This window comes from Photobacterium atrarenae (assembly GCF_024380015.1).
Lineage (GTDB): Bacteria > Pseudomonadota > Gammaproteobacteria > Enterobacterales > Vibrionaceae > Photobacterium > Photobacterium atrarenae.
In genome coordinates, this window is sequence record NZ_CP101509.1 from 767,126 (window position 1) to 790,243 (window position 23,118).

20 protein-coding genes, 1 tRNA gene and 1 pseudogene are annotated in these 23,118 nt (G+C 53.5%); 11 read left to right on the forward strand and 11 right to left on the reverse strand.

Translation table 11 applies throughout. The annotated features are described in order from the left end of the window. Positions 1-14 precede the first annotated feature (14 nt). The gene (rarD, locus tag NNL38_RS19510) at positions 15-911 is read left to right on the forward strand and encodes an EamA family transporter RarD (RefSeq protein ID WP_255392109.1); all 897 of its coding nucleotides are present in this window, start codon (positions 15-17) and stop codon (positions 909-911) included. A gap of 86 nt (positions 912-997) precedes the next feature. Here rarD and NNL38_RS19515 read toward each other — a convergent pair whose 3' ends face one another. The 3 genes from NNL38_RS19515 to NNL38_RS19525 form a co-directional block, all read right to left on the reverse strand. Further along, a complete protein-coding gene (locus NNL38_RS19515) occupies positions 998-1,723 on the reverse strand; it encodes an amino acid ABC transporter ATP-binding protein (RefSeq protein WP_255392291.1) in 726 nt (241 codons plus the stop codon). Between the two features lie 19 nt (positions 1,724-1,742). After that, positions 1,743-2,690 carry an amino acid ABC transporter permease gene (locus tag NNL38_RS19520; RefSeq protein ID WP_255392110.1) on the reverse strand — a complete coding sequence of 316 codons (948 nt, stop codon included), beginning with the start codon at positions 2,688-2,690 and terminating at the stop codon, positions 1,743-1,745. Positions 2,691-2,760: 70 nt separating this feature from the next. Next, complete coding sequence (locus tag NNL38_RS19525) at positions 2,761-3,537, reverse strand: transporter substrate-binding domain-containing protein (RefSeq protein WP_439651425.1); 777 nt, start codon at positions 3,535-3,537, stop codon at positions 2,761-2,763. A 665-nt stretch (positions 3,538-4,202) separates the two neighbouring features. Between NNL38_RS19525 and NNL38_RS19530 the strand changes: the two genes are divergently transcribed. Both NNL38_RS19530 and NNL38_RS19535 read left to right on the forward strand, forming a co-directional pair. Then, a complete protein-coding gene (locus tag NNL38_RS19530; RefSeq protein WP_255392112.1) occupies positions 4,203-5,561 on the forward strand; it encodes a condensation domain-containing protein in 1,359 nt (452 codons plus the stop codon). 55 nt (positions 5,562-5,616) lie between these two features. Next, positions 5,617-6,687, forward strand: coding sequence for a 3-deoxy-7-phosphoheptulonate synthase (locus NNL38_RS19535; RefSeq protein ID WP_255392113.1), 1,071 nt, complete (start codon positions 5,617-5,619; stop codon positions 6,685-6,687). A gap of 177 nt (positions 6,688-6,864) precedes the next feature. Here the strand turns inward: NNL38_RS19535 and NNL38_RS19540 are convergent, their stop codons facing one another. After that, on the reverse strand, positions 6,865-7,650 hold the full coding sequence (locus NNL38_RS19540) for a 2,3-dihydro-2,3-dihydroxybenzoate dehydrogenase (protein WP_255392114.1): 786 nt from the start codon (positions 7,648-7,650) through the stop codon (positions 6,865-6,867). Between the two features lie 204 nt (positions 7,651-7,854). On the opposite strand from NNL38_RS19540, the gene NNL38_RS19545 reads away from it, so the two are divergent. Together NNL38_RS19545 and NNL38_RS19550 are read left to right on the forward strand one after the other, a co-directional pair. Then, complete coding sequence (locus tag NNL38_RS19545; protein WP_255392115.1) at positions 7,855-9,036, forward strand: isochorismate synthase; 1,182 nt, start codon at positions 7,855-7,857, stop codon at positions 9,034-9,036. An 8-nt stretch (positions 9,037-9,044) separates the two neighbouring features. Next, on the forward strand, positions 9,045-10,661 hold the full coding sequence (locus tag NNL38_RS19550; protein WP_255392116.1) for a (2,3-dihydroxybenzoyl)adenylate synthase: 1,617 nt from the start codon (positions 9,045-9,047) through the stop codon (positions 10,659-10,661). 83 nt (positions 10,662-10,744) lie between these two features. Here the strand turns inward: NNL38_RS19550 and NNL38_RS19555 are convergent, their stop codons facing one another. Next, positions 10,745-11,638 carry an isochorismatase gene (locus tag NNL38_RS19555; protein WP_255392117.1) on the reverse strand — a complete coding sequence of 298 codons (894 nt, stop codon included), beginning with the start codon at positions 11,636-11,638 and terminating at the stop codon, positions 10,745-10,747. Between the two features lie 501 nt (positions 11,639-12,139). On the opposite strand from NNL38_RS19555, the gene NNL38_RS19560 reads away from it, so the two are divergent. Both NNL38_RS19560 and NNL38_RS19565 read left to right on the forward strand, forming a co-directional pair. Next, positions 12,140-12,652, forward strand: a complete 513-nt coding sequence (locus NNL38_RS19560) for a putative pterin-binding protein (RefSeq protein WP_255392118.1) — start codon at positions 12,140-12,142, stop codon at positions 12,650-12,652. A gap of 5 nt (positions 12,653-12,657) precedes the next feature. Further along, the gene (locus tag NNL38_RS19565; protein WP_255392119.1) at positions 12,658-14,577 is read left to right on the forward strand and encodes a putative bifunctional diguanylate cyclase/phosphodiesterase; all 1,920 of its coding nucleotides are present in this window, start codon (positions 12,658-12,660) and stop codon (positions 14,575-14,577) included. Positions 14,578-14,744: 167 nt separating this feature from the next. Here the strand turns inward: NNL38_RS19565 and NNL38_RS19570 are convergent, their stop codons facing one another. The 5 genes and pseudogenes from NNL38_RS19570 to NNL38_RS19590 all read right to left on the reverse strand — a co-directional run bounded on the left by NNL38_RS19570 (position 14,745) and on the right by NNL38_RS19590 (position 17,264). Continuing rightward, positions 14,745-14,915, reverse strand: a complete 171-nt coding sequence (locus tag NNL38_RS19570; protein ID WP_255392120.1) for a DUF1328 domain-containing protein — start codon at positions 14,913-14,915, stop codon at positions 14,745-14,747. A gap of 36 nt (positions 14,916-14,951) precedes the next feature. Then, complete coding sequence (locus NNL38_RS19575) at positions 14,952-15,488, reverse strand: BON domain-containing protein (RefSeq protein WP_255392121.1); 537 nt, start codon at positions 15,486-15,488, stop codon at positions 14,952-14,954. A gap of 452 nt (positions 15,489-15,940) precedes the next feature. After that, positions 15,941-16,141, reverse strand: a pseudogene (locus NNL38_RS19580) (VOC family protein); the annotation flags it as partial. A gap of 545 nt (positions 16,142-16,686) precedes the next feature. Further along, positions 16,687-16,777 (reverse strand) — tRNA-Ser (locus NNL38_RS19585). A 136-nt stretch (positions 16,778-16,913) separates the two neighbouring features. Then, positions 16,914-17,264 (reverse strand): hypothetical protein, encoded by a 351-nt coding sequence (locus tag NNL38_RS19590; protein WP_255392122.1) that lies wholly within the window; start codon positions 17,262-17,264, stop codon positions 16,914-16,916. 306 nt (positions 17,265-17,570) lie between these two features. On the opposite strand from NNL38_RS19590, the gene olsF reads away from it, so the two are divergent. Continuing rightward, entirely contained in the window at positions 17,571-19,295 is a 1,725-nt protein-coding gene (gene olsF / locus NNL38_RS19595; RefSeq protein WP_255392123.1) for a bifunctional ornithine lipid synthase OlsF, read from the forward strand. Positions 19,296-19,539: 244 nt separating this feature from the next. Continuing rightward, complete coding sequence (locus NNL38_RS19600) at positions 19,540-20,373, forward strand: UDP-2,3-diacylglucosamine diphosphatase (protein WP_255392124.1); 834 nt, start codon at positions 19,540-19,542, stop codon at positions 20,371-20,373. Positions 20,374-20,524: 151 nt separating this feature from the next. Here NNL38_RS19600 and NNL38_RS19605 read toward each other — a convergent pair whose 3' ends face one another. After that, entirely contained in the window at positions 20,525-21,826 is a 1,302-nt protein-coding gene (locus tag NNL38_RS19605) for a glycoside hydrolase family 18 protein (protein WP_255392125.1), read from the reverse strand. 262 nt (positions 21,827-22,088) lie between these two features. On the opposite strand from NNL38_RS19605, the gene NNL38_RS19610 reads away from it, so the two are divergent. Next, on the forward strand, positions 22,089-22,508 hold the full coding sequence (locus tag NNL38_RS19610) for a universal stress protein (RefSeq protein ID WP_255392126.1): 420 nt from the start codon (positions 22,089-22,091) through the stop codon (positions 22,506-22,508). A gap of 330 nt (positions 22,509-22,838) precedes the next feature. Continuing rightward, positions 22,839-23,060: a hypothetical protein gene (locus tag NNL38_RS19615; protein WP_255392127.1), complete on the forward strand. Its 222-nt coding sequence runs from the start codon at positions 22,839-22,841 to the stop codon at positions 23,058-23,060. Positions 23,061-23,118: the final 58 nt, after the last annotated feature.

Below are 23,118 nucleotides of genomic sequence, written 5' to 3' on the forward strand. Positions count from 1 at the left end.
CTTTATATAAACGTATGCAGACTCGCGCTAATACTACTGTCGGCGTCACTCTCAATGTGATTGCTTCGGCACTTTTTGCCCTCATGTTCGCCTATACCTCACTGTTGAACGAGCTCAAAGGGCTGGAGATTTATGGCTGGCGTATCTTTCTTACCTTCCCGCTTTTAACATTATTTATTGTCATCAAGGGTTACTGGCCGCAAGTTCAAATCATTTTTCAACGATTGCGACATGAGCGCTATTTTGGCCTGACCCGTATCGTCTCATCCTTTCTGATCGGGATTCAATTGTGGCTGTTCCTGTGGGCTCCCGGCAATGGCTACGGCCTTGCCGTCTCCCTTGGCTACTTTATGATGCCCATCACCATGGTGGCTGTCGGGCGATTTGTCTTTCAAGATCGGATGTCCCGGCTCCAGCAGCTCGCTTGTTTATTTGCGGTGCTTGGTGTGTTGAATCAACTTGCGATCTCCCAAACTCTGGCGTGGCCAACCTTGGTCGTCTGTTTGGGTTATCCGATCTATTTTGCGCTACGACATAAAACAGACACCAACAATATCGGTGGCGTCTGGTTTGATATGATGCTCAGCCTACCTTTCAGCCTCTACTTTATCCTGCAGAGTGGCTACGTACTCGATGAACTTCAGGTGAGTTTCGACTTACTGTGGTTGGTGACAGGCTTAGGGGTGATCAGTGCCCTGGCTCTCGCGTTTCAGTCTCTTTCCGCTCCACATCTCAATCTGAGTCTTTTTGGCTTACTCGTTTATGTTGAACCCGTCTTGCTCCTCGTGGTAGCCCTTCTGTTCGGTGAAACGATCAGCGCAAAAGAATGGCCAACTTATATTGCGATTTGGCTGGCAGTTGCGGTCCTCATGCTGGAAGGTGCCAGAAGCCTGAAAAGATCAAAACACTAGCTGGGACTTCTTTCTGAACGTTCCAAAAAATCAAAGCCTGACCGGCGTCAGGCTTTGATTCTTATTACCGGCACCACAAGGATGCATCAGAGAATTTTCGACAAGAACTGCTGCAGTCGCGGATGCTTGGGGGAGTCAAAAATATTCGCCGGGGTATCCCCCACCAGCAGCTCACCATCTTCCATGAATAGCACCCGGTCGGCCACTTCGCGGGCAAAGCCCATTTCGTGCGTCACCACCACCATGGTCATCCCTTCCGCGGCCAGATCTTTCATCACGTCCAGCACCTCGCCGACCATTTCCGGGTCGAGCGCCGAAGTCGGCTCATCAAACAGCATCACATCCGGCTGCATCGCCAGTGCCCTCGCAATCGCTACCCGCTGCTGCTGGCCGCCGGAGAGCTGCGACGGGTAGACATCCATTTTCTCGGTCAGTCCGACCCGCTTGAGCAGTGCCTCAGCTTCCGGCTCCAATTCAGTCCGGCTGCGGCCCAGCACTTTCTCCGGCGCCAGTATCACATTGCCCTTCACGGTTTTGTGCGGGAACAGGTTGAACGACTGGAACACCATACCAACATTGGCGCGCAGATCATTGATATTGGTCGACTTGGCATACATGTCCATGCCGTCAATCTGGATCGATCCGGAGCTGATCACTTCCAGCTGGTTCAGGGTTCGCAAAAAGGTCGACTTGCCGGACCCGGACGGGCCGATAATCACCACCACTTCGCCGCGCTTGACCGTGGCGCTGACATCTTTCAGCGCATGGCACTGGTTGGGATACACTTTGTTGACATCGGTTGCGACAATCATCTCATCGCCTTCATACGCTCTAGTCACTGCTCGCCATCCTCTTTTCAATCCGCTGAACACCCCACGACAGGCTCGTGGTCAACACCAGGTACAGACCGGCCACCACGAACCAGACTTCGAACGTGGCAAAGCTGCCGCTGATCACTTCCCGTCCGGCTTTAGTCAGATCGGTAATGGAAATCACCGACACCAAAGACGAGTCCTTAATCAGAGTAATTAGCTGCCCGGCCATCGGCGGTAGGGTGCGCTTAAATGCCTGCGGCAAAATCACATAGACCATGGCTTTGGGATAACTCATCCCCAGCGAGCGCGCGGCTTCCATCTGGCCCGGCGGAATCGACTGAATCCCCGAACGGATGATCTCCGCAATATAAGCCCCGGTGAAAATTGACAGTGCCACCACCCCTGCGGTAAAGCGCTCCAGCTCAAAAATAGTGCCGAGGAAAAAGTAGACGATAAAAATCTGTACCAGCAGCGGCGTGCCTCGGATCAGTTCGACATACAGCAGCGACAGGTTCCGGCTGATCGGGTTGTGGGAGATCCGCATCAATCCGGCCACCAGCCCGAGCATAATGGCAAAGCACAACGACAGCACTGAGATTTTCAACGTCACCCACAGCCCTAACGTCACCGGACCTATGGTCCACTGGTCACTGCGGGCAATCACGTCGCCCTCAAAGACCAAATCACCGGGTTGGACCAGCCGCTCGTCATAATCACTGATCTGCTGCGGGGTGTCGTTGTAGTCAAGCAGGATAGTCAGGCTGTTGTCGGCATTGATCACCACAGTACCATCGCCCTGGGCCCGGATTTCCTGCGGTGAGGTGTCGACAATAAACGGCAGCACCCGTTGCCACTGCCAGTTATAATTAATGGATTTGGAGGCCTGATAAAGGCCCAGCATCAGCGCCCCGACAATGGCCACAGAAGCCAGGTGCCAGAGCCAGCGGTGAGTCGTCCTAATCATACTTCTTCCTTAGGCGTACGGTAGAGTCACAATCAACAGCGGCCGCTCGCGCAGCCGCTGTTCAAACGGCTTATTGCACCTGGCTCAGCCAGCTGTCGCTCTTGAACCACTTGTCGTAGATCCGATCGTACGTGCCGTCACCTTTGACCTGGCGCAGGAAGTTATTGAGGAAATTCAGCATATCCATATCGCCCTGAGCGACAGCCCAGCCCAGCGGCTCATAGGTGAACGGCTGCTCCAGGTGCACCACTTTACCGGCATTCTGCGCGGCATAAATCGCATTGAACGGCATGTCATACACCAGGGCATCGGCTTTGCCGTTGGCCACTTCCAGTGCGGCATCAGCCTGAGTTTCAAACACATTCATCTTGGCGCTGCTGATCATCCGCTTGCTCGCCTGCTCCCCGGTCGTGCCGAGTTTGGTGGCAATGGTGTACTTGCTGTTGTTCAGATCGCGGTAACTGGTGACTTCGCCTTTCAGCTTTGGATTGAGCAAAATACTCTGGCCGATCACGATGTACGGGTCGGAAAAGTTCACCCGCATGTTGCGCTGGGCATTGATCGTCATCCCGGCATTGATCATGTGGCACTTGCCGGTCAGCAAGGTCGGGATGATCCCGTCCCATGCTGTGTTTACCGGCACGTATTTCACCCCCATCTGGCGGGCCATCAGCTTGCCGAGATCGATATCAAACCCGATATAGGCGCCGTTTTTGCTCTTCATCTCAAACGGCATGTACCCAGCATCAAAACAGACGCGCAACTCACCCGACTCAACGATATCATCCAGAATTGGCCCAGCCATTGCTGTTGTTGACACCCCAACCAATGCACACGTCGCAATCATGCTTTTCACAAACTTTCGTATAGACATCCTTGTACCCTTTGTTATGAATAAAAATATACTTCTTCTGCGCGATACAACTAGGTTATAGCAAAGATAATATTGTGAACTCAAACCGGGCCGAATAGAAAACAATCAACCCAGTCCCCTGAAACACATACGATAAAGGGATAAAACACCACCTAAGAGCAAGTTATTAGAACATTAATGCAATCTATACATATAACACCAGACACAAAGACCAAAAAGAATAACAATTCACAATTTATGATTTTTTAGTTTATTATTTGAGAATATTGCCACGTATTAACCAAATCAACCAAAACCGGGCCTCCTGCCGAAATCGACTTTGGTCCTGCACAGTTCCTGAACAAATCCTGAACAGTTCCCGAATAGCTTTTGCCCACGGCTCGACCTCGTCTCGCACCGTAATTGGCAGATTGATCGTACGTCGGGCCATAAAATATGACACCGATGCAAATGATAATAATTGCCATTTGTATTAATACCGTTATTATTTCTGGCATGGCGTGTTCTGAGTCTGGCGTGTGTACTGCAATCTCTGCGAGAAACTTTCTGCCCGCTGACCAGAACACAAATGGATACTGCATAAAGGAACTGGCGATCACGCCCTCTGCTTTATCTCCCCCGATCACAAGGTACGAAACATGTCGGAAAACACCCTGAACTGGATGCCACTTACCCTGCCACAACTGGACTTCTGGGAAGAATTTGCCTGTCATCCGGATGAACCCCTGTCCACCGTTGCCCATTACATCGACATCCGCGGTGCCATTGATGAGCAGGCCCTCAGCCAGGCGGTTGAGCAAGCCGTGCGGGAAACCGATGTTCTGTCGCTGCGTTTTCGCCTCCGTGAAGACGGCCACACGCCGGAGCAAGCGCGGGATCCGCAGCGGCTGCCGCAACTCCAGCTGATTGATCTGCAAAGCAGCGCGAACCCGGAGCAGGAAGCCAAAGCCCTGATGCAGGCCGATGTCGACGCCCCATTGAATCTGCTCAACCAGCCCCTTTCCGCGCAATGGCTGATCAAACTCGATGCAACTCGCTACCTCTGGTATATCCGGGCTCACCATATCGTGATGGACGGCTTCGGCATGACACTGCTGGAGCAGCGCTGTGCCACCCTGTATTCCCACTTCCTGGGCAAAGGGGAAGCTGGCGCGCCGTTCAACGCCTTCGCCAGTTTCCTTGACGAAGAACAGAGCTATCGTAGCAGCCGCCGTTTCGAGCAGGATAAAGCCTTCTGGCAGGACTACCTGGCGAGCAGCAGCGATCTGACGGTGCTGAATAAAGAGGATGATTACGGCGACGAAACGCTGCATTTCAGTTGCGAACTCTCCCCGGCCCTGAGCGGGCAGCTCAAGGCAGTGGCAGGCGAATTGAAAATGGGCTGGCCGGATCTGCTGGTCAACCTTTCCGGCCTGTACCTGTTCCGTTTCCTGGGCCAGCCAGGCGACCAACCGCGTACCGCGATACCACTGTGGGTCCCGTTCATGAGCCGCTGGGGCAGCGTCGGTGCCTACATGCCGGCTTTGCTGGTCAACATTCTACCGCTCCATGTCACCGTCAACCCGGATGACACCCTGGCCCAGTACCTGACCACCAGCGGCAAATCGCTGCGTCAGCTCTACAGCCGTGGACGTTACCGGATCGAGCAGATTGCCGCCGATCAGGGACTGACCGCCAACAGCCGTTATTTCTTCTCACCGTTTGTCAATGTACTACCGTTCGATCCACCGGAATTTGAAGGGTGTGAAGTCAAACACCAGGTGATCACCAGCGGTCCGGCGGATGGCTTCAATATTACCTTCCGGGGCCGGACCAACGCCGATGCACTTACCCTGAGTCTGGATGCCGATCCCCTGGCACACCCACGGGAAGAGTTTGAGCAGCACCAGCGCCGTCTGCTGCAGTTCTTGGAAGCCGTGTTAACACCCGGCAGCCTGCAACTGCCGATCAACGCGCTGTATCAGCGCTTTGAGCGCGATAGTGCATCAACATCATAATTATTATTTTTATTTTTTAGCCCGTTCAGAAAGACCTGTCTCGTGAGGGGGACACATGCAAATGCTCCGAAAAGTGATGCGCTCAACTGCCGTTGAGCCACTACCGTATGTTGAAGATCTCCAGGGCGATATCGCCCTGGATCACAGCAGCGAACAACTGATCGCCGAGAAAAGACAAGCCATCAGCAACGTCCTGCGTGGCGACGATAACCGCCTGATGCTGATCGTCGGCCCGTGCTCGATCCACGACCCGGTAGCCGGGCTTGAGTATGCAGCCCGGCTGGCCGAGCTTCAGCACGACTATCACGATCAGCTGCTGATCGTTATGCGAACCTATTTTGAAAAACCAAGAACAAGAGTGGGCTGGAAGGGGCTGGTGGTAGATCCGGATCTCGACGGCAGCCATAACATGGCCAAAGGGCTTCGGATCGCCCGCCAGTTTCTGCGTGATGTGATCCAGCTGGAGCTGGCCACCGCAACCGAGTTTCTTGATACCACGGTGTATCCGTATATCAGTGATCTGATTTGCTGGGGCGCCATCGGCGCACGTACCACTGAATCGCAAATTCACCGCCAGATGGCCTCCGGGCTGCCGTGTCCGGTTGGATTTAAAAACGGCACCGACGGCAATGTCAATATTGCCATTGATGCGATCCACGCCGCCAGCGCGTCGCATCATCTGTGTGTCTCCGGGCTGCGCAATGGTCCGCAGATGGTGATGACCGGGGGCAACCCGGACGGGCATGTGATTTTACGCGGCGGTAAAACCCCGAACTACAGCTCTGAGGATGTGGTTACCGTAACCCAACAGCTCGAAGCCAGCCAGCTCTCCCCCCGCCTGGTTGTCGACTGTAGTCACGGCAACAGCCTGAAGGTAGCGTTAAACCAGCTCAGTGTCGCCGACAATCTGGCCCGGCAACTCATTGACGGTGAACAGTATATCGCCGGGGTGATGGCAGAAAGCTTTCTGGTCGGCGAAAGCCAGAAACTCGGCGGGCAACCGCTGCGCTTCGGGCAGTCGATCACCGACGCCTGCCTCGGCTGGGACGATACCCGCAAGCTGATCGATACCCTGGCCAATGCCAAGGAAATCGCGCTGAGCCGGCAGTTTTCAACCGTCGCCTGAGGCTGTGCTTGAACCTTGAGACAGCCGATAAAAACGCCGGTTCGGAATCCCCGAGCCGGCGTTTTGCTGCACTTTTCATTGATCAAGCGTGATTCATACCAATCGTAGTCAATAAGGGGTCGTCCTAGCTTGTTAAAACGCTCGATAACTGCGTTAGATTTTTTGATTGTAGAATAATTAATTATCCAGGGTCGCCCCGCCGTCGACCCGCAAATCATGCATGGTGATATGATTGGCCGCTTCGGAGAGCAAAAACAGCACAGTATTGGCGATATCTTCCGGCTCGGCAATTTTCTGCAGCGGGATACCCAGCCGGTACTGCGCCGTATCCCCGGCAATCACCTGCGATTCGCCGTAACTTTCGGTCCAGAGCTGCTGCTGCATCTCGGTCCGGGTCGAGCCCGGGCTGACGAGATTACAGCGAATCCCATGCGGTGCCAGTTCAATCCCGATACTTTTGACCATCATATGCAACGCAGCTTTCGACGCCGGATAGGCGCCCATATTCGGCCGCGGGGTATTGGCAGCATTCGAGCCCACCACCACCATCGCACCGCGCCCGGCCTGTTTCATCGACCCGCTCAAGGCCTGCATCACCGCCAGCGCGCCGAATGCATTGACCATGAAAGTATCCTGCACCGCGGTAAAGTCCATCTCACTCAAGCTGCCTAAATGCAGGATCCCGGCGCAACTGGCCAGATCTGTGATGGGGCCATACTTGTCATTGAGTGAAGCAATCACTGCGGGAATGGTTTGCGGCGATTTCAGATCCAGCCGATCGCATTGCAGCTGTGCCGGGTGTTGCGCTTGCAGTGCCTCTGTATTGGCCAGCAATAAGTCCAAGTTCACATCCGTGGCGATCACGTTCGCCCCGGCTCCCAACAGCGTTTGGGTCACGCTCAGGCCAATGCCCCGTGCCGCGCCGGTCACCAATACCGTTTGCCCGATAAGTGACAACTTCATCTTTATAACCTCATGATTTATATGTTCTTAGTTGGGCTCACTGCATGAGATTCAACCAATGGATGAAAAAAGTGTGAGCTTACATCAAAAATAGCGATATTTATCAAACACCAATGATAACCATTCGCATTTTTATTATTATCAATGTAATCTGAGTCACACAATTTCGCAATAGATCGCGTTTGATATTCAAGAGGGAACACCATGCAACGTGAAGTCATCGGCTATTCTAAAATGGCCCAAGAGCTCATCGAGCAGCAGCTGACCACGTCACCTTTCTTTTTTGCTTCACCGTCCAACACCCTGTTCGGCGCTGGTGTGGCACAGGAATTTCACCAGCCAATCCCATTTGCCGACCTGGCGAACCAGGCCACGACAATGCTTCAGGCTGCTAAAAAAGACGATGCCGATAATCCGCTCCTGTTCGGAATAGTCCCGTTCAGTGACGATAACCCGACCCGGTTTGTGATCCCGGAAAAACTGTATGTCTCCAGCAGTACGCGCGGTAACCAGCCCCGCCCGAACATGGTGTCGCAAGCCAAACTGATTTCATCCCCGTCAGGTCAGCAATATCGCCAGGGCGTGGAAGATCTGCTGGAAATGTTTGCAACCACAGGACTGTCGAAAGCAGTGCTCTCTCGCGCCGTGGAAGTGGCGACCCACGAAGATATTCCACTCCAGAATCTGCTCAACAACCTGCTGGCTATCAACAGCCGGGGGTATACGTTTGCTGCCAATACCCAGGACGGCGCCAAACTGATGGGCGCCAGTCCTGAATTGCTGGTGGCCAAAAAAGGCAGCCACCTGATCTCCAACCCGCTGGCCGGCTCACGACCGCGTTCGGAGTCCGAAGCGCTCAACGAGGCATCCCGCCTGTCGTTGCTCAATACCCAGAAAGATCTGCACGAGCATGGCCTGGTGGTCGAAGAAGTCGAGCGTGTCCTGAGTCGCTACTGCCATAACCTCTACACCCCGATGGTGCCGTCGGTGATCGAAACCCAGACCATGCTGCACCTGTCGACGGTGCTGGAAGGCCAGGTGAGCGATCCGCACCTGAACGTGCTGCAAATTGCCGCAGATCTGCACCCGACCCCAGCCGTGTGTGGCTATCCGCGCGAAGATGCCTATCAGGCCATCCGCAAAATTGAACAGTTTGATCGCGGCTACTTCACCGGCATGGTCGGCTGGTGCGATGCCCGCGGTAATGGCGAATGGGTGGTTACCATCCGCTGCGCCGAAGTTCAGAAACGGCAGATGAAAGTCTATGCCGGGGCCGGCATTGTCAACGAGTCTGTACCGCAAAGTGAGCTCGATGAAACCGGCGCCAAAATGGGCACCATCCTCTCCGCCGCCGGAATCCAACTCAACGACTTGCTGACAGCCTAGGAGCGACCATGAACCACAACACCGATCTGACCGTCTGGCCTGACGCGCAAGCCAGCCAATACCGCGAACTTGGCTACTGGCAGGATCGAACCCTGCTGGATTACTTCCGCCAGACCGCGGCGCAGTATCCTGAGCAACCGGCCGTCATTTGTCAGGACCGCACCTTCACCTATCGCGACATGGATCAGCACATTGGCCGCCTCGCTGCCGGATTTAAAGCCCTGGGCCTGATGCCGGGCGATAATGTCGTACTGCAGATGACCAATGTCGCGGAATTCTACACCTGCTTCTTTGCCCTGTTGCAACTGGGCGTTCGTCCGGTGCTGGCGCTGCCGGCCCACCGCCAGGCCGAGATCACCTATTTCTGTGATCATGCCGAGGCCAAGGCCTATCTCATTGACGGAGCTAGCGCCGCATTCGATTACCAGGCGCTGGCCCGCGACGTTGCCGCCAACTGTCCGGGCCTCCAGCATGTGATTGTGCGCGGTGAGCTGGCACCAACGGACGATCCGCGTTTCATTCGCCTCGCCGACTGCGAGCAAGTGCCCGACACCGCGCAAAACGCCAATCCCTCGGATATCGCTTTCTTCCAGCTCTCCGGCGGCACTACTGGCACGCCGAAACTGATCCCCCGCACTCACAACGACTACGCCTACAGCGTCACCGGCAGTGTGGACATTTGCCAGTTCAGCCCCGAAACCCGTTATCTGTGCGCCCTACCGGTCGCCCATAACTTCCCGCTCAGCTCTCCCGGCGCCCTGGGCGTGTTCTGGGCCGGTGGCTGCGTGGTGCTGACCCAGAACCCAGCGCCTCAAGCCGCCTTTGAGCTGATTGAAAAACACCGGGTGACGGTCTCGGCCCTGGTCCCGCCGCTGGCACTGCTGTGGATGGATCACGTCGATAACACCCGACACGACCTGTCGAGCCTTAAGCTCATCCAAGTCGGTGGGGCTAAGTTCAGCGAAACCGCGGCCAAAGCACTGCCGGGCAAGCTCAACTGTCAACTCCAGCAGGTATTCGGCATGGCCGAAGGGCTGGTCAATTACACCCGCCTCGACGACCCGATTGAGGTGATCACCCAGACCCAGGGCCGACCGATCTCCCCTCATGATCAGATCCGTGTCGTGGATGATGCCGGCCAGGATGTCGCTATTGGCGAAGAGGGCTTCCTGCTGACCCAAGGGCCTTACACCATTCGTGGTTACTACCGGGCCCCGGCCCATAACGAGCGCTCCTTCAACCAGGACGGCTTCTACCGGACCGGCGACATCGTCAAGCGCACCGCTGAAGGAAATTTGATCGTTACCGGGCGGGATAAAGATCAGATCAACCGCGGCGGCGAGAAGATCGCAGCGGAAGAGATCGAAAACCAGCTGCTGCGCCACGAAGGGATCCATGATGCGGCCCTAATCGCGATCCCGGATGAATACCTCGGTGAGCGAAGCTGCGCAGTGATCGTAACCCGGCCGGGCATTGAACTGCGCCCGATCGCGCTCAAACGGTTTCTGCGCGACTTAGGGATCGCCGATTACAAGATCCCGGATAAGATCGCCTTCAGTGAAGCGCTGCCGAAAACCTCGGTCGGAAAAATCGACAAGAAAGTGCTGCGCGCAACCTACGCCTGAACCGCTTGAAGCACCAGCCGCGCAATAAAAAGCCCGAGGCGTTCCTCGGGCTTTTTTCAATCTCTTGGGCTACAAGCAAGGTGTTAAGCCATAGCCGGCTCCGCTTGTGCCACGGCTTGCGGGGCCGCCATCAGTTCATACCATTCACGCAGGGTCACTTTTTCCATCAGCTGGGCAAAGGTGACACTCGCCCCCTGCTTGTTCCACTGCTCCAGCAGCACCATGGCCCGAATTGAATCCAGTCCCAGGAACATCAGGTTTTCATCGGCATCGACCTCTTCCAGATCCAGTTCCAGCGCTTCAGCCACATCCTGCTGCATCGCTTCCAGGGTCAACGCCGGCTTTGCAGCCTTCTCCATCGCCATCAGCGCCACAGACAACGGCTGAATGTTCCCGGCACGGCCAGCCAGGTAGCTCATCGCAAACTGGTGATCGGCCAGCGAGAAATCAGCGATCGCATCGCCAATCACAAACGGCTTGATGTCCAGCATGAAAGCGTCCAGCGCCGTCGACAAAATGCCAATATGGCCGTAAATACCGCATATAATCAGCTGATCTTTGCCCTGCTCCCGCATGTAGTCCAGCAACGGGGTCTTTTTAAACGCGCTGTAGCGCCATTTCACATACTGCAGATCGTCACTTTCCGGGGCGAGCTCAGCAATAATGGCCGTCTCTTCCTTCAGCCCCGTTCCCCAGAAGTCGGTCAGCAAGGCGCGATCTTCAGGGGCCTGGTTCGCTGGCTGCGCCGTATACACCACCGGGATTCCAGCTTTCTTGGCCGCCGCTTTCAGGGTCTGAATATTTTGTCTGAGCTCCTTCATCGGCGACTGATCCGCGGGGTAGAAGTTGACAAAATACTCCTGCATATCGTGGATCAGCAGCACCGCTTTGGCCGGGTCAATTTGCCAATCCGTTTTATTCTTCGGGTAGCTTTCAGTTGCAGGGAGTGCATAACTCTCGATGCTTGGAATCGCCATTGTTGCTTGATCCTTATTGTTCTTCTTCCAATCGTGATCGGCTGTGTTGTCCATCTTCCTCCCCATACAATCGTAATGACAGGAAGCCATTTTGAACCCTGACCGCGCAATTGGCTGCCAGGCACAGGCCGACCTAAAACAAACATAAATGATATTTATTATCATTGCTTTTTACAATAATAAACCAGGTACTTTTTGAAGCAAGAACGAAGATTGACAAAAAAGTCACAAACGCAATGGACAGCAAGCCCTTCATAAACAGCAGGAAATGCCACGCCACCCGAACAATTGACATACCTTATTGGTATAAAGGGTTAATTAAACCAAGTTCATATGAATCAATCTATGCTAGATTTTCAGAAGATGTACGGTTTTCTGCGCGGTTGCGTCAAGCGTTTCAAGCACTCGGTACACATGCCGTTTCACACCGATGCCGGCCAGGCGGCAACCCAGTCGCGAAGACCCCTTCTCAAAGGCTTAGCAGGATGCAGGAGCGAGACTATGTGGACCTCAAGCAAACATTTCCTGATGATTTTTGCCCTGTGCGTCGTCTCCACCGCAGGGAATGCCGCGCCCCTGGTGCAGCCACAAGATACCGTGGTGCTGACTATCCGAGGTCAGATCGAACACACCAACCAACCGAATCAGGCGCTTTTTGACCGCCAGATGTTACTGCAACTGCCCCAGGCAACGGTAACCACCCAAACCCCCTGGACTGACTCTGCACATACCTACGAAGGGGTGTTATTGCAGGACCTCCTGCATTACGTCGGTGCCCACGGTCGCACCCTCTCGGCCACCGCCCTGAACGATTACCAAACCCAAATTGACCTGAGCACGATTGAAAAATACCCTATTTTGCTGGCTCTAAAAGATAATGGTCGTCTGATGCGAGTCAGGGACAAAGGTCCAATCTGGATCATCTATCCCCTTTCTGAGCATACCGAGCTGGATCAACCGCAGCACCATGAAGATATGATCTGGCAACTCCGTACGCTGGACATTCTGCCATGAGAAGAGTGAAGTTGCTCATATTGGCCTGCGTGGTGCTGCTGTTTGCCATCAGCTCCGTGGTCAGCACCCAGCGCAATCACCAGGTCTCAGGCCTGATTTCCCAGTCCATCAAAACGATCAGCTGGTCATCTTCAGAGCTGGAAATGGAAACCCTCAAGTTCATGCAAGCGCTACGGCGACTCGCCCTGAACGATCTCAGTCGGGATGAACTCCTGCTCCGCTTTGATTTACTCTGGAGCCGCATTGATGTGCTCGCCACCGGCGAAGAGTCCCGTCCCTTTCGCGACTATCCCGGTGCAACTGAGCTGTTACAACGCTTTAAGCTACACATGATCGCCATAGAACCAGACATCCTTAGCCTGAGGCCGGGCGATCAAGCAGCAATCGCGTTGGAACAGTCTCTCACTCCGTTGCAGCAGCAAGTCCGGCTCCTCAATGTCCAGACCGCGGCCGGTGAAAAAAGCTGGCGCAAGCTGCGGCAAATTTCAGGTCTGCAGGACGAAGCCAACCTTTATTTACTTGGGCTGTTGTTGAGCGGTAGTATCCTGATTTTTCTGTTGATCCGTGAAAGTACCACGAATCTCACGCAGGCTATGCATGACAGCCTGACGGGCCTTGCCAACCGCCATGCATTTCACCTCAAACTCAAGCAGACCATCAATAGCAACCGCAAACGCCATATGGTGGCTTTCATGCTCGATATGAATAACTTTAAATACGTCAACGATCAACTCGGCCATGCGATTGGCGACCAATTGCTGCAGGCGATAGCCGCGCAACTGCAAACCACCTTTGGCCCCAAAAGTACCATTGCCCGACTGGGCGGCGATGAGTTTGGCATCTTTATCGAGGGGAACCATACGCCAGCAGCTTGTCACCAGCTGGTACGTCAGTTGCACTCAGAGTTCAACCAGGGGCTCACCATTCAGGGGCATCGACTCTACCCACAGCTCAGTATCGGGAGTAGTGTTTTCCCGGAAGATGCAACAGAGCCGGATCTTCTGATGCGCAACGCCGATCTGGCCATGTATTATGCCAAGCATGATCCCAAAGCCAATTACTATGCGTTTGAGCAGCCCATGGAAGACAAGCGCCAGCGGTATCACACCCTGGCAGAAGATCTGGTTTCAGCGCTGGCCAACAATCAGATCCGGCAAGTCTACCAGCCGGTTGTCTGTCTCAAGACCCGGCGGATTGTGCTAGCGGAAGCCCTGTTGCGCTGGCACCATGCGCAATACGGGGACATATCGCCTTTAGAGGTCGTTACCGTGGCTGAACGTGCCGGTCTGGCGGAACAACTGAATGCCTGGGTCCTGACCACCGCCAGCAGCCAAAACATGGCCTGGCGCAAAGCCGGGCTGCCCGCCATCAAAACTTCCGTGAATATCTCGCCCGCGATGTACACCCGCTACGATTTGGCCGGGATGCTGACGCGAACCCTGGCACAAACCGGCCTTCCGGCCGATCAACTGGTGCTGGAGATCACCGAGGACACCACCATGCAGGATATCGACAGCTCTCCGCAGATCCTCAGTCAGCTGCGCCGCCTGGGAGTCGAGTTGGCCTTGGATGACTTTGGCACTGGCTACTCCTCCCTCAGCCACCTCAAATCCATGCCGTTTCAGAAAATTAAAATTGATAAAAGCTTCATCCAGGCATGTTCTTCGGCGCCTCAGCGGGCACACAGTGTTCTCCGGACCATTATTCACCTGGGCCAAAGCCTGGGAATGCAGGTGGTTGCCGAAGGCATTGAAACAAGGGCACAATACGAACATCTGTTCGCCGAAGGCTGCCAATTCGGCCAGGGCTTCTGGTTCCACCGCCCCATGTCCGGCGATGAGCTTGCCGGTCTCCTCCACAAGCACCTGCAACAGGATAATGTCAGTTACCTGAGCGACAAGGCAGCGATGGAGCGGCAGGTGTGAGGTGCCGCGCTGCAAAATACAGACAGAAGCAACCTCACGCTTATACTAATCACAGCCACGGAAACCTGATAGAATACAAGCATCGGTCTAAAGACTGCGTTCGCTGTTAGGCAGGGTTGGCGGCGACGACATTGTTGTCGCCGCCAACCCATGATACTCCGGCCCTGCTATGGCTTTCTATTATTAAGTACATTGAGGACCAAGGATGCAACAAACAACACAATGAATATGTAGAATAATAATTGTGCAATGCCTGCCGCAGTACCGGCAATCCCTCCAAAACCTAACACTCCTGAAATTAAAGCTATCACTAAAAATATAACAATCCATCTAATCATACTAAGCCTCAACTGTATTCGACAATTGACCTTATTTTACTCACTCGTCTTTAAATTATTCACAACCTCTTTTACATCAGACACCTTCTTAGCTACTTCTTCTGCCAAATCTTTTTCCGCACTGTTCTGAACCCGACCGAGTAAAGTCACGATGCCGTTATTCACCTCAACATTAATATCCGTCCCACTGACATCGGGCTCAGCCAATAGTTGTGTTTTCACCACAGAGGCTATCTTTGTATCAATCAATCCAGAAACTACTGCTTCCTCAATATTTTCATTGATAATTACCAGATTGTTCTGCACGCTTTTAACACCATCAATATTCATCACCAACTCTTCGGCTAGTGACTTCTCGACACTGCTATTGACATCCCCAGTTAATATAACAACACCATCTCTGACATCTGTATTAATATCAAAGGAATTTAAATTCGTATTTAATAGCAATGTTGCTTCTGCTTTACCATCGATCCAGGCATCACTCGCCTCTTTTTCCCACCGGTCACTAGCATATACACCAGATGTTGCAGTCAGTGATGTGGTTAAAATAATCATTGCATAAGGTTTCATTTCAGCCTCCGTTTTTTCTAATGATGATAACTCACCCAAGAAGCAAGTTTCATATTATCAAGGAACAGCATGAACCAATTGAACATATTAACATATAGTTGAGATTATACTTTTTTCAATCATGGCGAATTTTATTCCATAGCGTACTCCGGAGCACAAAAGCTATGGGTTATTGTTTCAGTTATGTTTTTCATTCCCTCTATCATTTCAATATTAAATTCAAAGAGCACTCTAGAAATTTCATCATTAGATAATTTTAGATATTTCCATGATAAACCAGAAAGTAATTCTGAAAGCAATCAGACTTAATATGAGATTTCAGCAATGTCTATTATCCGAATAATGGCGGTATTTGTTTAATCAAATGTCCCCAAGCATTCAATTTTAAATAGCTGCCTAAAGCATCCGGAGAGCGTGCAGAGCGGCCTTAGCTCCTTCTGCGATTTTTCGTATCAACTCGAACAGTTACGCAGCTTTGGATTATCAGTGAGATATTCAACAAACTCGACTTCAAAACCTGCGAATCAACAAAGTAAACATTTTCGATAGGTTTCATCCGCACTTGGTTTTGCAATGGGAGAGCCGGCATCAACCAGCCGGCCGATCATAGCGTTAATGCTATGGGCCACATAAGCTAAATGAGCAAGGCTAACCTAATGATCCGGGAAATCTTTCACGACTAGATTCACACGCTCAAGTTGGATCATTGCTCTCTCCTTCTGAGTTGCCGGGCCAACGAAGACCATGCTAAAACTTCAACTTAAGCATAAGGTAAAGCGTTCCTTAAATTTTAATACTAATTACCGTAAGTAAGTGCTCAGTAACAGCACAGGAAAAAGCTTGAGAACAAGGCAGAATTCTTCAATAAGTAGTTACTCTGCAATCAAAATTTCTAACGCAGTTATCGAGCGTTTTAACAAGCTAGGATGACCAGTTATTTACTACGATTGGTATTGGCAGTAACGAGAACATCCCGGTTGGCTTTTGACTAAAGTCTTGAATACGACGGGCCGCTTCTGGTGTGGCGGTTTTCAGACGTAGAAACTGTTTCTACGTCTGAAAATAAAAAAAGCAGTGCCGAAACAAGGGATTCGAATGTGGCGAAACGCTGTGGGTATAGGAGGATTTTTCAAATCCCGACACCCGGCACATCAGCTGAAACGAACAAAGCCCTGTCTAACGACAGGGCTTTGTAATGTGGCGGAGAGATAGGGATTTGAACCCTAGATACGCTATTAACGTATGCCGGTTTTCAAGACCGGTGCTTTCAACCACTCAGCCATCTCTCCGTAAGTGCGGCGTATAATACGCAAGGCAGAGGCAGCTGTAAACCCCTGAAAAACTCAAACGTTTATCTTTTCGCCAACCGGGCCGACTGCGGCGACACTTTCAGCAAAATGGCAGGAAAAAGCCGGTAATAATCCACTACTCCGGGCTTGATTTGGTCGTGGCAGCGGATTTTTCCACAATGTGGGTCTCAAACCCGTTCAGGCTGATCTGGTTACGTTGTTCCCGGTAGGCTTCTATACCCGCCGGCCCTTTCTTCTCGGCCCAGACTTTCAAGCTATCCCGCTCCCCGACATAGTCAAACAGCGGCACCGACATTCCGCACGATGATTGCACCTGGTCGATATCAAGTAAAAACAGCTGGCGGGTGCCCGGTAACTCGTTAAATAAACCGATGTCGTTCTGCCAGACCGGATCGCCGCGGTGAATTGCCGTGGCCTGACCATACAAACGGAGGATTTCCGGCGCACCGTGAAAGGCGCAGAACATCACCGTCATCCGTGAATTTTGCTGGACATGGGCCGCGGTTATAAAAATACGCCCATCACTTTGCCGATAAGATTGTGCTGTTTACAGTGTAAAGCGGCGGATCAAAACAGGAGGAAAACCTGGCTAAGAACCGCCCATTCAGGTGAATCACGCTTAAAAAAGCAGCGCAATGACCGAGCTATTACAGCGCGATCACCGACCCGTTTAGCCCGAGAGACATGATGTGCCAGCTCGGGCAAGTGTTATCCAAATGTCACAATCGCCCCTTAGATTGATGAGGAGACACAGATAACGAGCTTATTCACGATGATCAATATCGAACGTGCGGTAAATGAGAAGTTTCCATCTTTCTCCCAGAAACCAAACCTGATCCGCAAACCTACCCTCAGCATACTGCGTAAACTGGTCAATGAATCAGAAATCAATCGCTTTCTCGATCAGCATCAAGATACGCTGGGGATCGACTTTATCGATGCCGTGTTTGATTACTTCAACTTCAGCTACGCGGCCTCCAGTCGCGACAAGGAAAATATTCCGGCCCATGGTCGGGTCGTGATTATTGCCAACCACCCGCTGGGCTCGCTCGATGGCCTGGCCCTGCTCAAGCTGATCAGTGAAGTGCGCCGCGATGTCCGCATTGTCGCCAATGACTTGCTGACCAACTTTGACCAACTTGAATCGCTGTTCATCCCGCTCGATAACATGACCAGCACCAGCTTTCGCCGCAGCTACAAAGAAGTGATCAACGCGCTGGAAAATGACGAGGCCGTGATCATCTTTCCGGCCGGTGAGGTTTCTCGGACCAGCCCGACCGGGATCAAAGATGGCAAATGGCGCGGCGGTTTCCTCAATTTCGCCCGCAAAACCCGGTCGCCGGTACTGCCGATCCATATCAACGGCAAAAACTCAGCCCTGTTTTACAGCGCTTCTCTGCTGGCCAAACCGCTCTCCACCGCCATGCTGGCCGGTGAAATGTTCAAGCAACGCAACGGCACCCTGCTGTTTCGCATCGGCGAAATGATCCCCGCCAGCGAGCTGCACTCCGATCAGGTGGCAGACAAAGCACTGCTCAAGCGGCTGAAAAAGCATCTCTATAACCTGGGTAAAGCCCGTAAGCCCTTTCGCAAGCGAGCGTTTGTGACGGAAAAAACCGTCGCCCACCCGGAAGATCGCCAGGAAATCCGGCTCGAGCTGAAAGCCTCGCAACTGCTGGGGGAGACCCGGGACAGCAACCGGATCCAACTCTGTGATTTCGACCAGGCCCCGGTGGTGATGCGGGAAATCGGCCGATTGCGAGAGCTGACCTTCCGCAAAGTCGGCGAAGGCACCGGGTCGAAACGGGATCTGGATAAATACGATCGCTACTACCAGCACCTGATTCTGTGGGATGAAAACCAACTCGAAATTGCGGGCGCTTACCGCCTGGGCCGTGGTCGCGAGATCCTCAAGCAATACGGTCGCCAGGGGCTCTACACCGACGAGCTGTTTCACTACACCAACGCCATCACCCCGTATCTGCCAGCCACGGTCGAGTTGGGCCGCAGCTTCGTCAATCCGACCTACTGGGGCAAAGCAAGCCTGGATTATCTTTGGCAGGGGATCGGCGCTTACCTGCGCCATAACCCGGACGTCCGCTACCTGATTGGCCCGGTGACCATGAGTAATGAATTCCCGCCAGCCTTGCAGGCGATGCTGGTGTACTACTACACCCGTTACTACCGCGGTGACGCGCAGCTGGCCGAAGCCAAGCGCCCCTATCCGTTAGATCCGGACACCGAGCAACAACTGGACACCCAGTTCACCGGGCTGGATCGCCAAGCCGGATTCGAGCTGCTGCAACAAGCCTTCACGGCACAGAACTGTAAGGTGCCGGTGCTGTTCAAGCAGTACGCGTCGCTGTTTGAAGAAGGCGGCTTCCAGCTGATCACCTTCAGCGTCGACCCCGATTTCGGCAACTGCATCGACGGCTTGTTTATGGCGGATCTCACCCAAATGAAACCGTCCAAACGCAAGCGCTACCTGGGCGAATAACCCGCCGCATCAAGCGTTTCCACAGCGATTCGGGCAGCGTTCGATGATCGTTCGCTGCCCGCGTTATTTCGGGTCTTTATCATACGGTTTATCTGACTTGTTGTTCTTCTAAGCACGCCCATACCGGCAGAATGCCCTGTCATCAAAGCTTCTCAACCCTGTCACGGCGCTGCCATGTCAAAAATCCACACTGCTGTTATAAGGGCAGCGGATCGGATACGGTCGCGCCTTGAGAGGAGATGCTATGCACTACAACACAATATGGCTGTCAGACATTCACTTGGGGTTTCGCGATTGCAAGGCGGAGTATTTGTTGGATCTGCTGAGCAACACCCGCTGTGATACCTTGTATCTGGTGGGAGATATTATCGATATCTGGGCGATGAACCGCTCGTTTCACTGGCCGCAGTCGCACCAGGAGGTGCTGAAAAAACTGATTGAAATTGCCAGCGGCGAGACCCGGGTGATCTATATTCCCGGCAACCATGACTACCAGCTCCGGGAAATCATCGGCTCCATTCTGCTCAATGTGGAAATTCAGTCCCGCCAAGTCCACACCACCGCTGCCGGCAAACAATTTCTCATCACCCACGGCGATGAGTTCGACCATGCCGTCATGTGCAGCAATCTACTCAAAACCATCGGCGATGCCTCTTACTACCAGCTGCTCCGCCTCAACCGGGCGATTAACCGGCTCAGAAAATGCTTTGGTCTGCCGTACTGGTCGCTGGCGTACTATGTCAAAAACCGGGTTGGCAATGCCCGCAAGGCAATTGAGCATTACGAGGAAGCCGCTGCCAAGGAAGCGGCCAAACTGGAGTTGGACGGCATCATTTGCGGCCACCTCCACCAGCCGGAGCTACGCGCCATCAACGGCGTCCTCTATTGCAATGACGGCGACTGGGTCGAAAGCTGTACCGCCCTGGTCGAGCACCAGGAGGGCCGGCTGGAGTTGGTGCACTGGGCCGATCTGAAGCAGCCGATCAAATGCGACCAGGCGGCCAATGACAAAGCATTTTGCGCGCCCTACCCGCTACCAGGGCTACAAAGCCGGCAAAATCTGCTCAGCAGCGAGTAACCCAATCACGACGTCACTTCCGCCCTCCCCCCGCAGTCAACCAAAGACCCGGGCACGCCGGGTCTTCTCTTTCACGTTGTCGTCATGATGGGCGGTTTTACATCGGACTCTGCACGAGGTTTTAAGCAACCGAGTATAACGCTGCCTGGCATTAACGCTGCATCGTCTGGTAAATCACCTCGGTCAGCTCACCGTCAGCATCCCCCGACAGCTCCCAGGTAAATACCCCGGCCAGCCCCTTCTGCCTGGCCCATTCAGTTTTGGCCTGGACCGAGCGCTTGTCGTCAAACGAGATATACACCTGCTTTTGCGGATGCCAGAGGAAAGGGGCCTGCGATGCCTGATCGTAGCCGTACTGATAGCCCTGTTCAGCGGTATAGTTGCGCTTCAGATCCCAGTACATAAAGTAGCCAGGCTCGGCGCTGTCGGTGCCGAAACTGGCGCCTTTTTCCGAAGACAGGTTGGCAGTCGGCAGCTTGCCGTCAAAGCCCTGGGTGCCTTCCCAGCCACGCCCGTAATAGGTCGCGCCGAGCACCAGTTTCTCTGCCGGAACGCCCAGCTCAATCATCTGGTCGATATACACATCCGCTCCCATGCCCCACCAACTGCGATCCGTCGCGTGCAGGTTGGTCAGGTGACCGGTTTGCGACCCCCAGCCGCCGAGAAAGTCGTAGGTCATGGCGAACATGTTATCCATGTACGGGGCGGCTGATTGCCAGTCGATTTGTGCCGCTTTCGTTCCGACCCCAATTGCCGAAGAGAGCTCATAATAACTACCCGTGGTGGCCGCGAGTTTGTTCAGCTCCAGCCGGATTTTCTTAACCAGATACGAAAACGCATCGCGTTCCGCTGCTTTTTGTGCTTCGCTCAACTTGGTGTTCGGATCCCAGGGCGACGTGGTTAAGCCGCCACCGCCCGGATATTCCCAGTCGAGATCAATGCCGTCGAAGAAATCATACTGAGCGATCAGGGCCACCGCTGTTGTGGCAAACTGATCCATATGCTTGGGATCTTTCGCCATGGCATGAAACGGCTCCGACATCGTCCAGCCGCCAAAAGAAGGCAGGATCTTCAGATCCGGATACTGTTTTTTCAGTGCAGACAGCTGGGCAAAGTGGCCCTTGTAAGGCACATCGGTGCTGACGGCGCCAAAGTCCACCTCCAGTGCCGCTTTGCGATCCACGACAATTGCGCTAAACGGCGCCTTCCCTTCGCACGCCTGGGCGACTTGCCGGCGAACTTTTTCACTCGCCCCCTCATGCGGCCCACACATACTGAGGAAGGCATAAATGACATGGGTCAGCTTGTCTGCCGGAATATCTGCAACCGTGTAGGGGTTGGCGGCATTCTCATACTGCCAATCGGCAAAATAGCCCGCCACCACCGGCGGCTGAGCCATTACCGGTGCCGCCATCAGGCTACCTGCCAGCGCGCCAAGTACTAACTTTTTCATATCCACTCCTTGTCTGTCTGTTTGGCCTCATTATTGATGCAATTGAGCCACAAGGGCAGACAAGGTGATGACAAAGTAAACAATTCTCGAGTCACTTCATGGAAATACGCCGCAGCGACATGCCGGGTCATCAAAACAAGCGAGCCCGATACGAATGCATAAATGGCACAGCAACTCAGGCTCAATACATTACACTTGCAGAAGGACCGCGAGAAGATCACAACGTCGCGTATTCATCATGGAACGCTCGGGGGGGGAGATTATGTTCAAAACAATTATGGTACCCGTGGATCTCAGGCACGAAGAGAATCTCAGACACTCACTGGATGTGGTCGGGCACCTGGCCAAAGCCGATAACGCCAAGGTAGTCTTCGTTGGCGTCTCACTTTCCGCACCGACTGAGATTGCCCATAATCCCAAGGAATTCAAAGCCAAGCTGGCCTATTTCACCCGGGAGCAGAGTCGCCATTACGGCTTTGAGGCCGAGTGTCACCCGGTGTTCAGTGTTGATCCGACTGCCGAACTGAACAAGAAACTGCTTCAAACCATTCAGGAAGTCGGTGCAGATCTGGTGCTCATGGCCACTCATATTCCCAACGTCAGCGACTATCTCTTTGCCAATCACGGCAGCTATATTGCGACCCACTGCAAAACTTCGGTATTCTTAGTCCGCGCGCCCTGAAGCTGGTGCGCCGCTTACCCCGGCCCAGTTCAAAGAACATACCGCCCTGTTTCGCAGCCTGGAGCAGATCATGCGCGAACATCAGGGCGTCGGGATCGTCTTTCTCGACCGGGCCGACAGCCGGGACTACGCCACGGAAGCGCAATATCGCAAGCAGATTATGGCAACCGACTCAGGACTTGATCGCTAACCGATTGGATTTCATTGATAAAAACGATTTGCATTGTGATAAATCTCTCATCATTTCGCCATGAGACTGTCATATTCGGCCGCCACAATGCCCGACATCCAACAGTAACAATTGTTGTCCGACGTAAGGCTGTAGAAGAAATGCAAACTGTGAAACGCTCCGAGGTCAATCCGGCGCCCGCAAAGCAACAACGCCCTATGGGATTCAGTGAGTTCAACCACTGCGTTGATGTGCTGCTCGGCAGATCACCAGGAACAGGCCACGCGACCCAGACGACAGCAGCCAAACTTGATCGAGCACCTTCCCCGGCCAGCGCTTGCTGGGAACACAACCGCTATTTTTCCGGCCAGCAGGCTGCCTGAGCGCCCTGCTCCGCGGTTTGGATTTGTTCACTTGATTTATTATCGTTAGCCCTTCAGC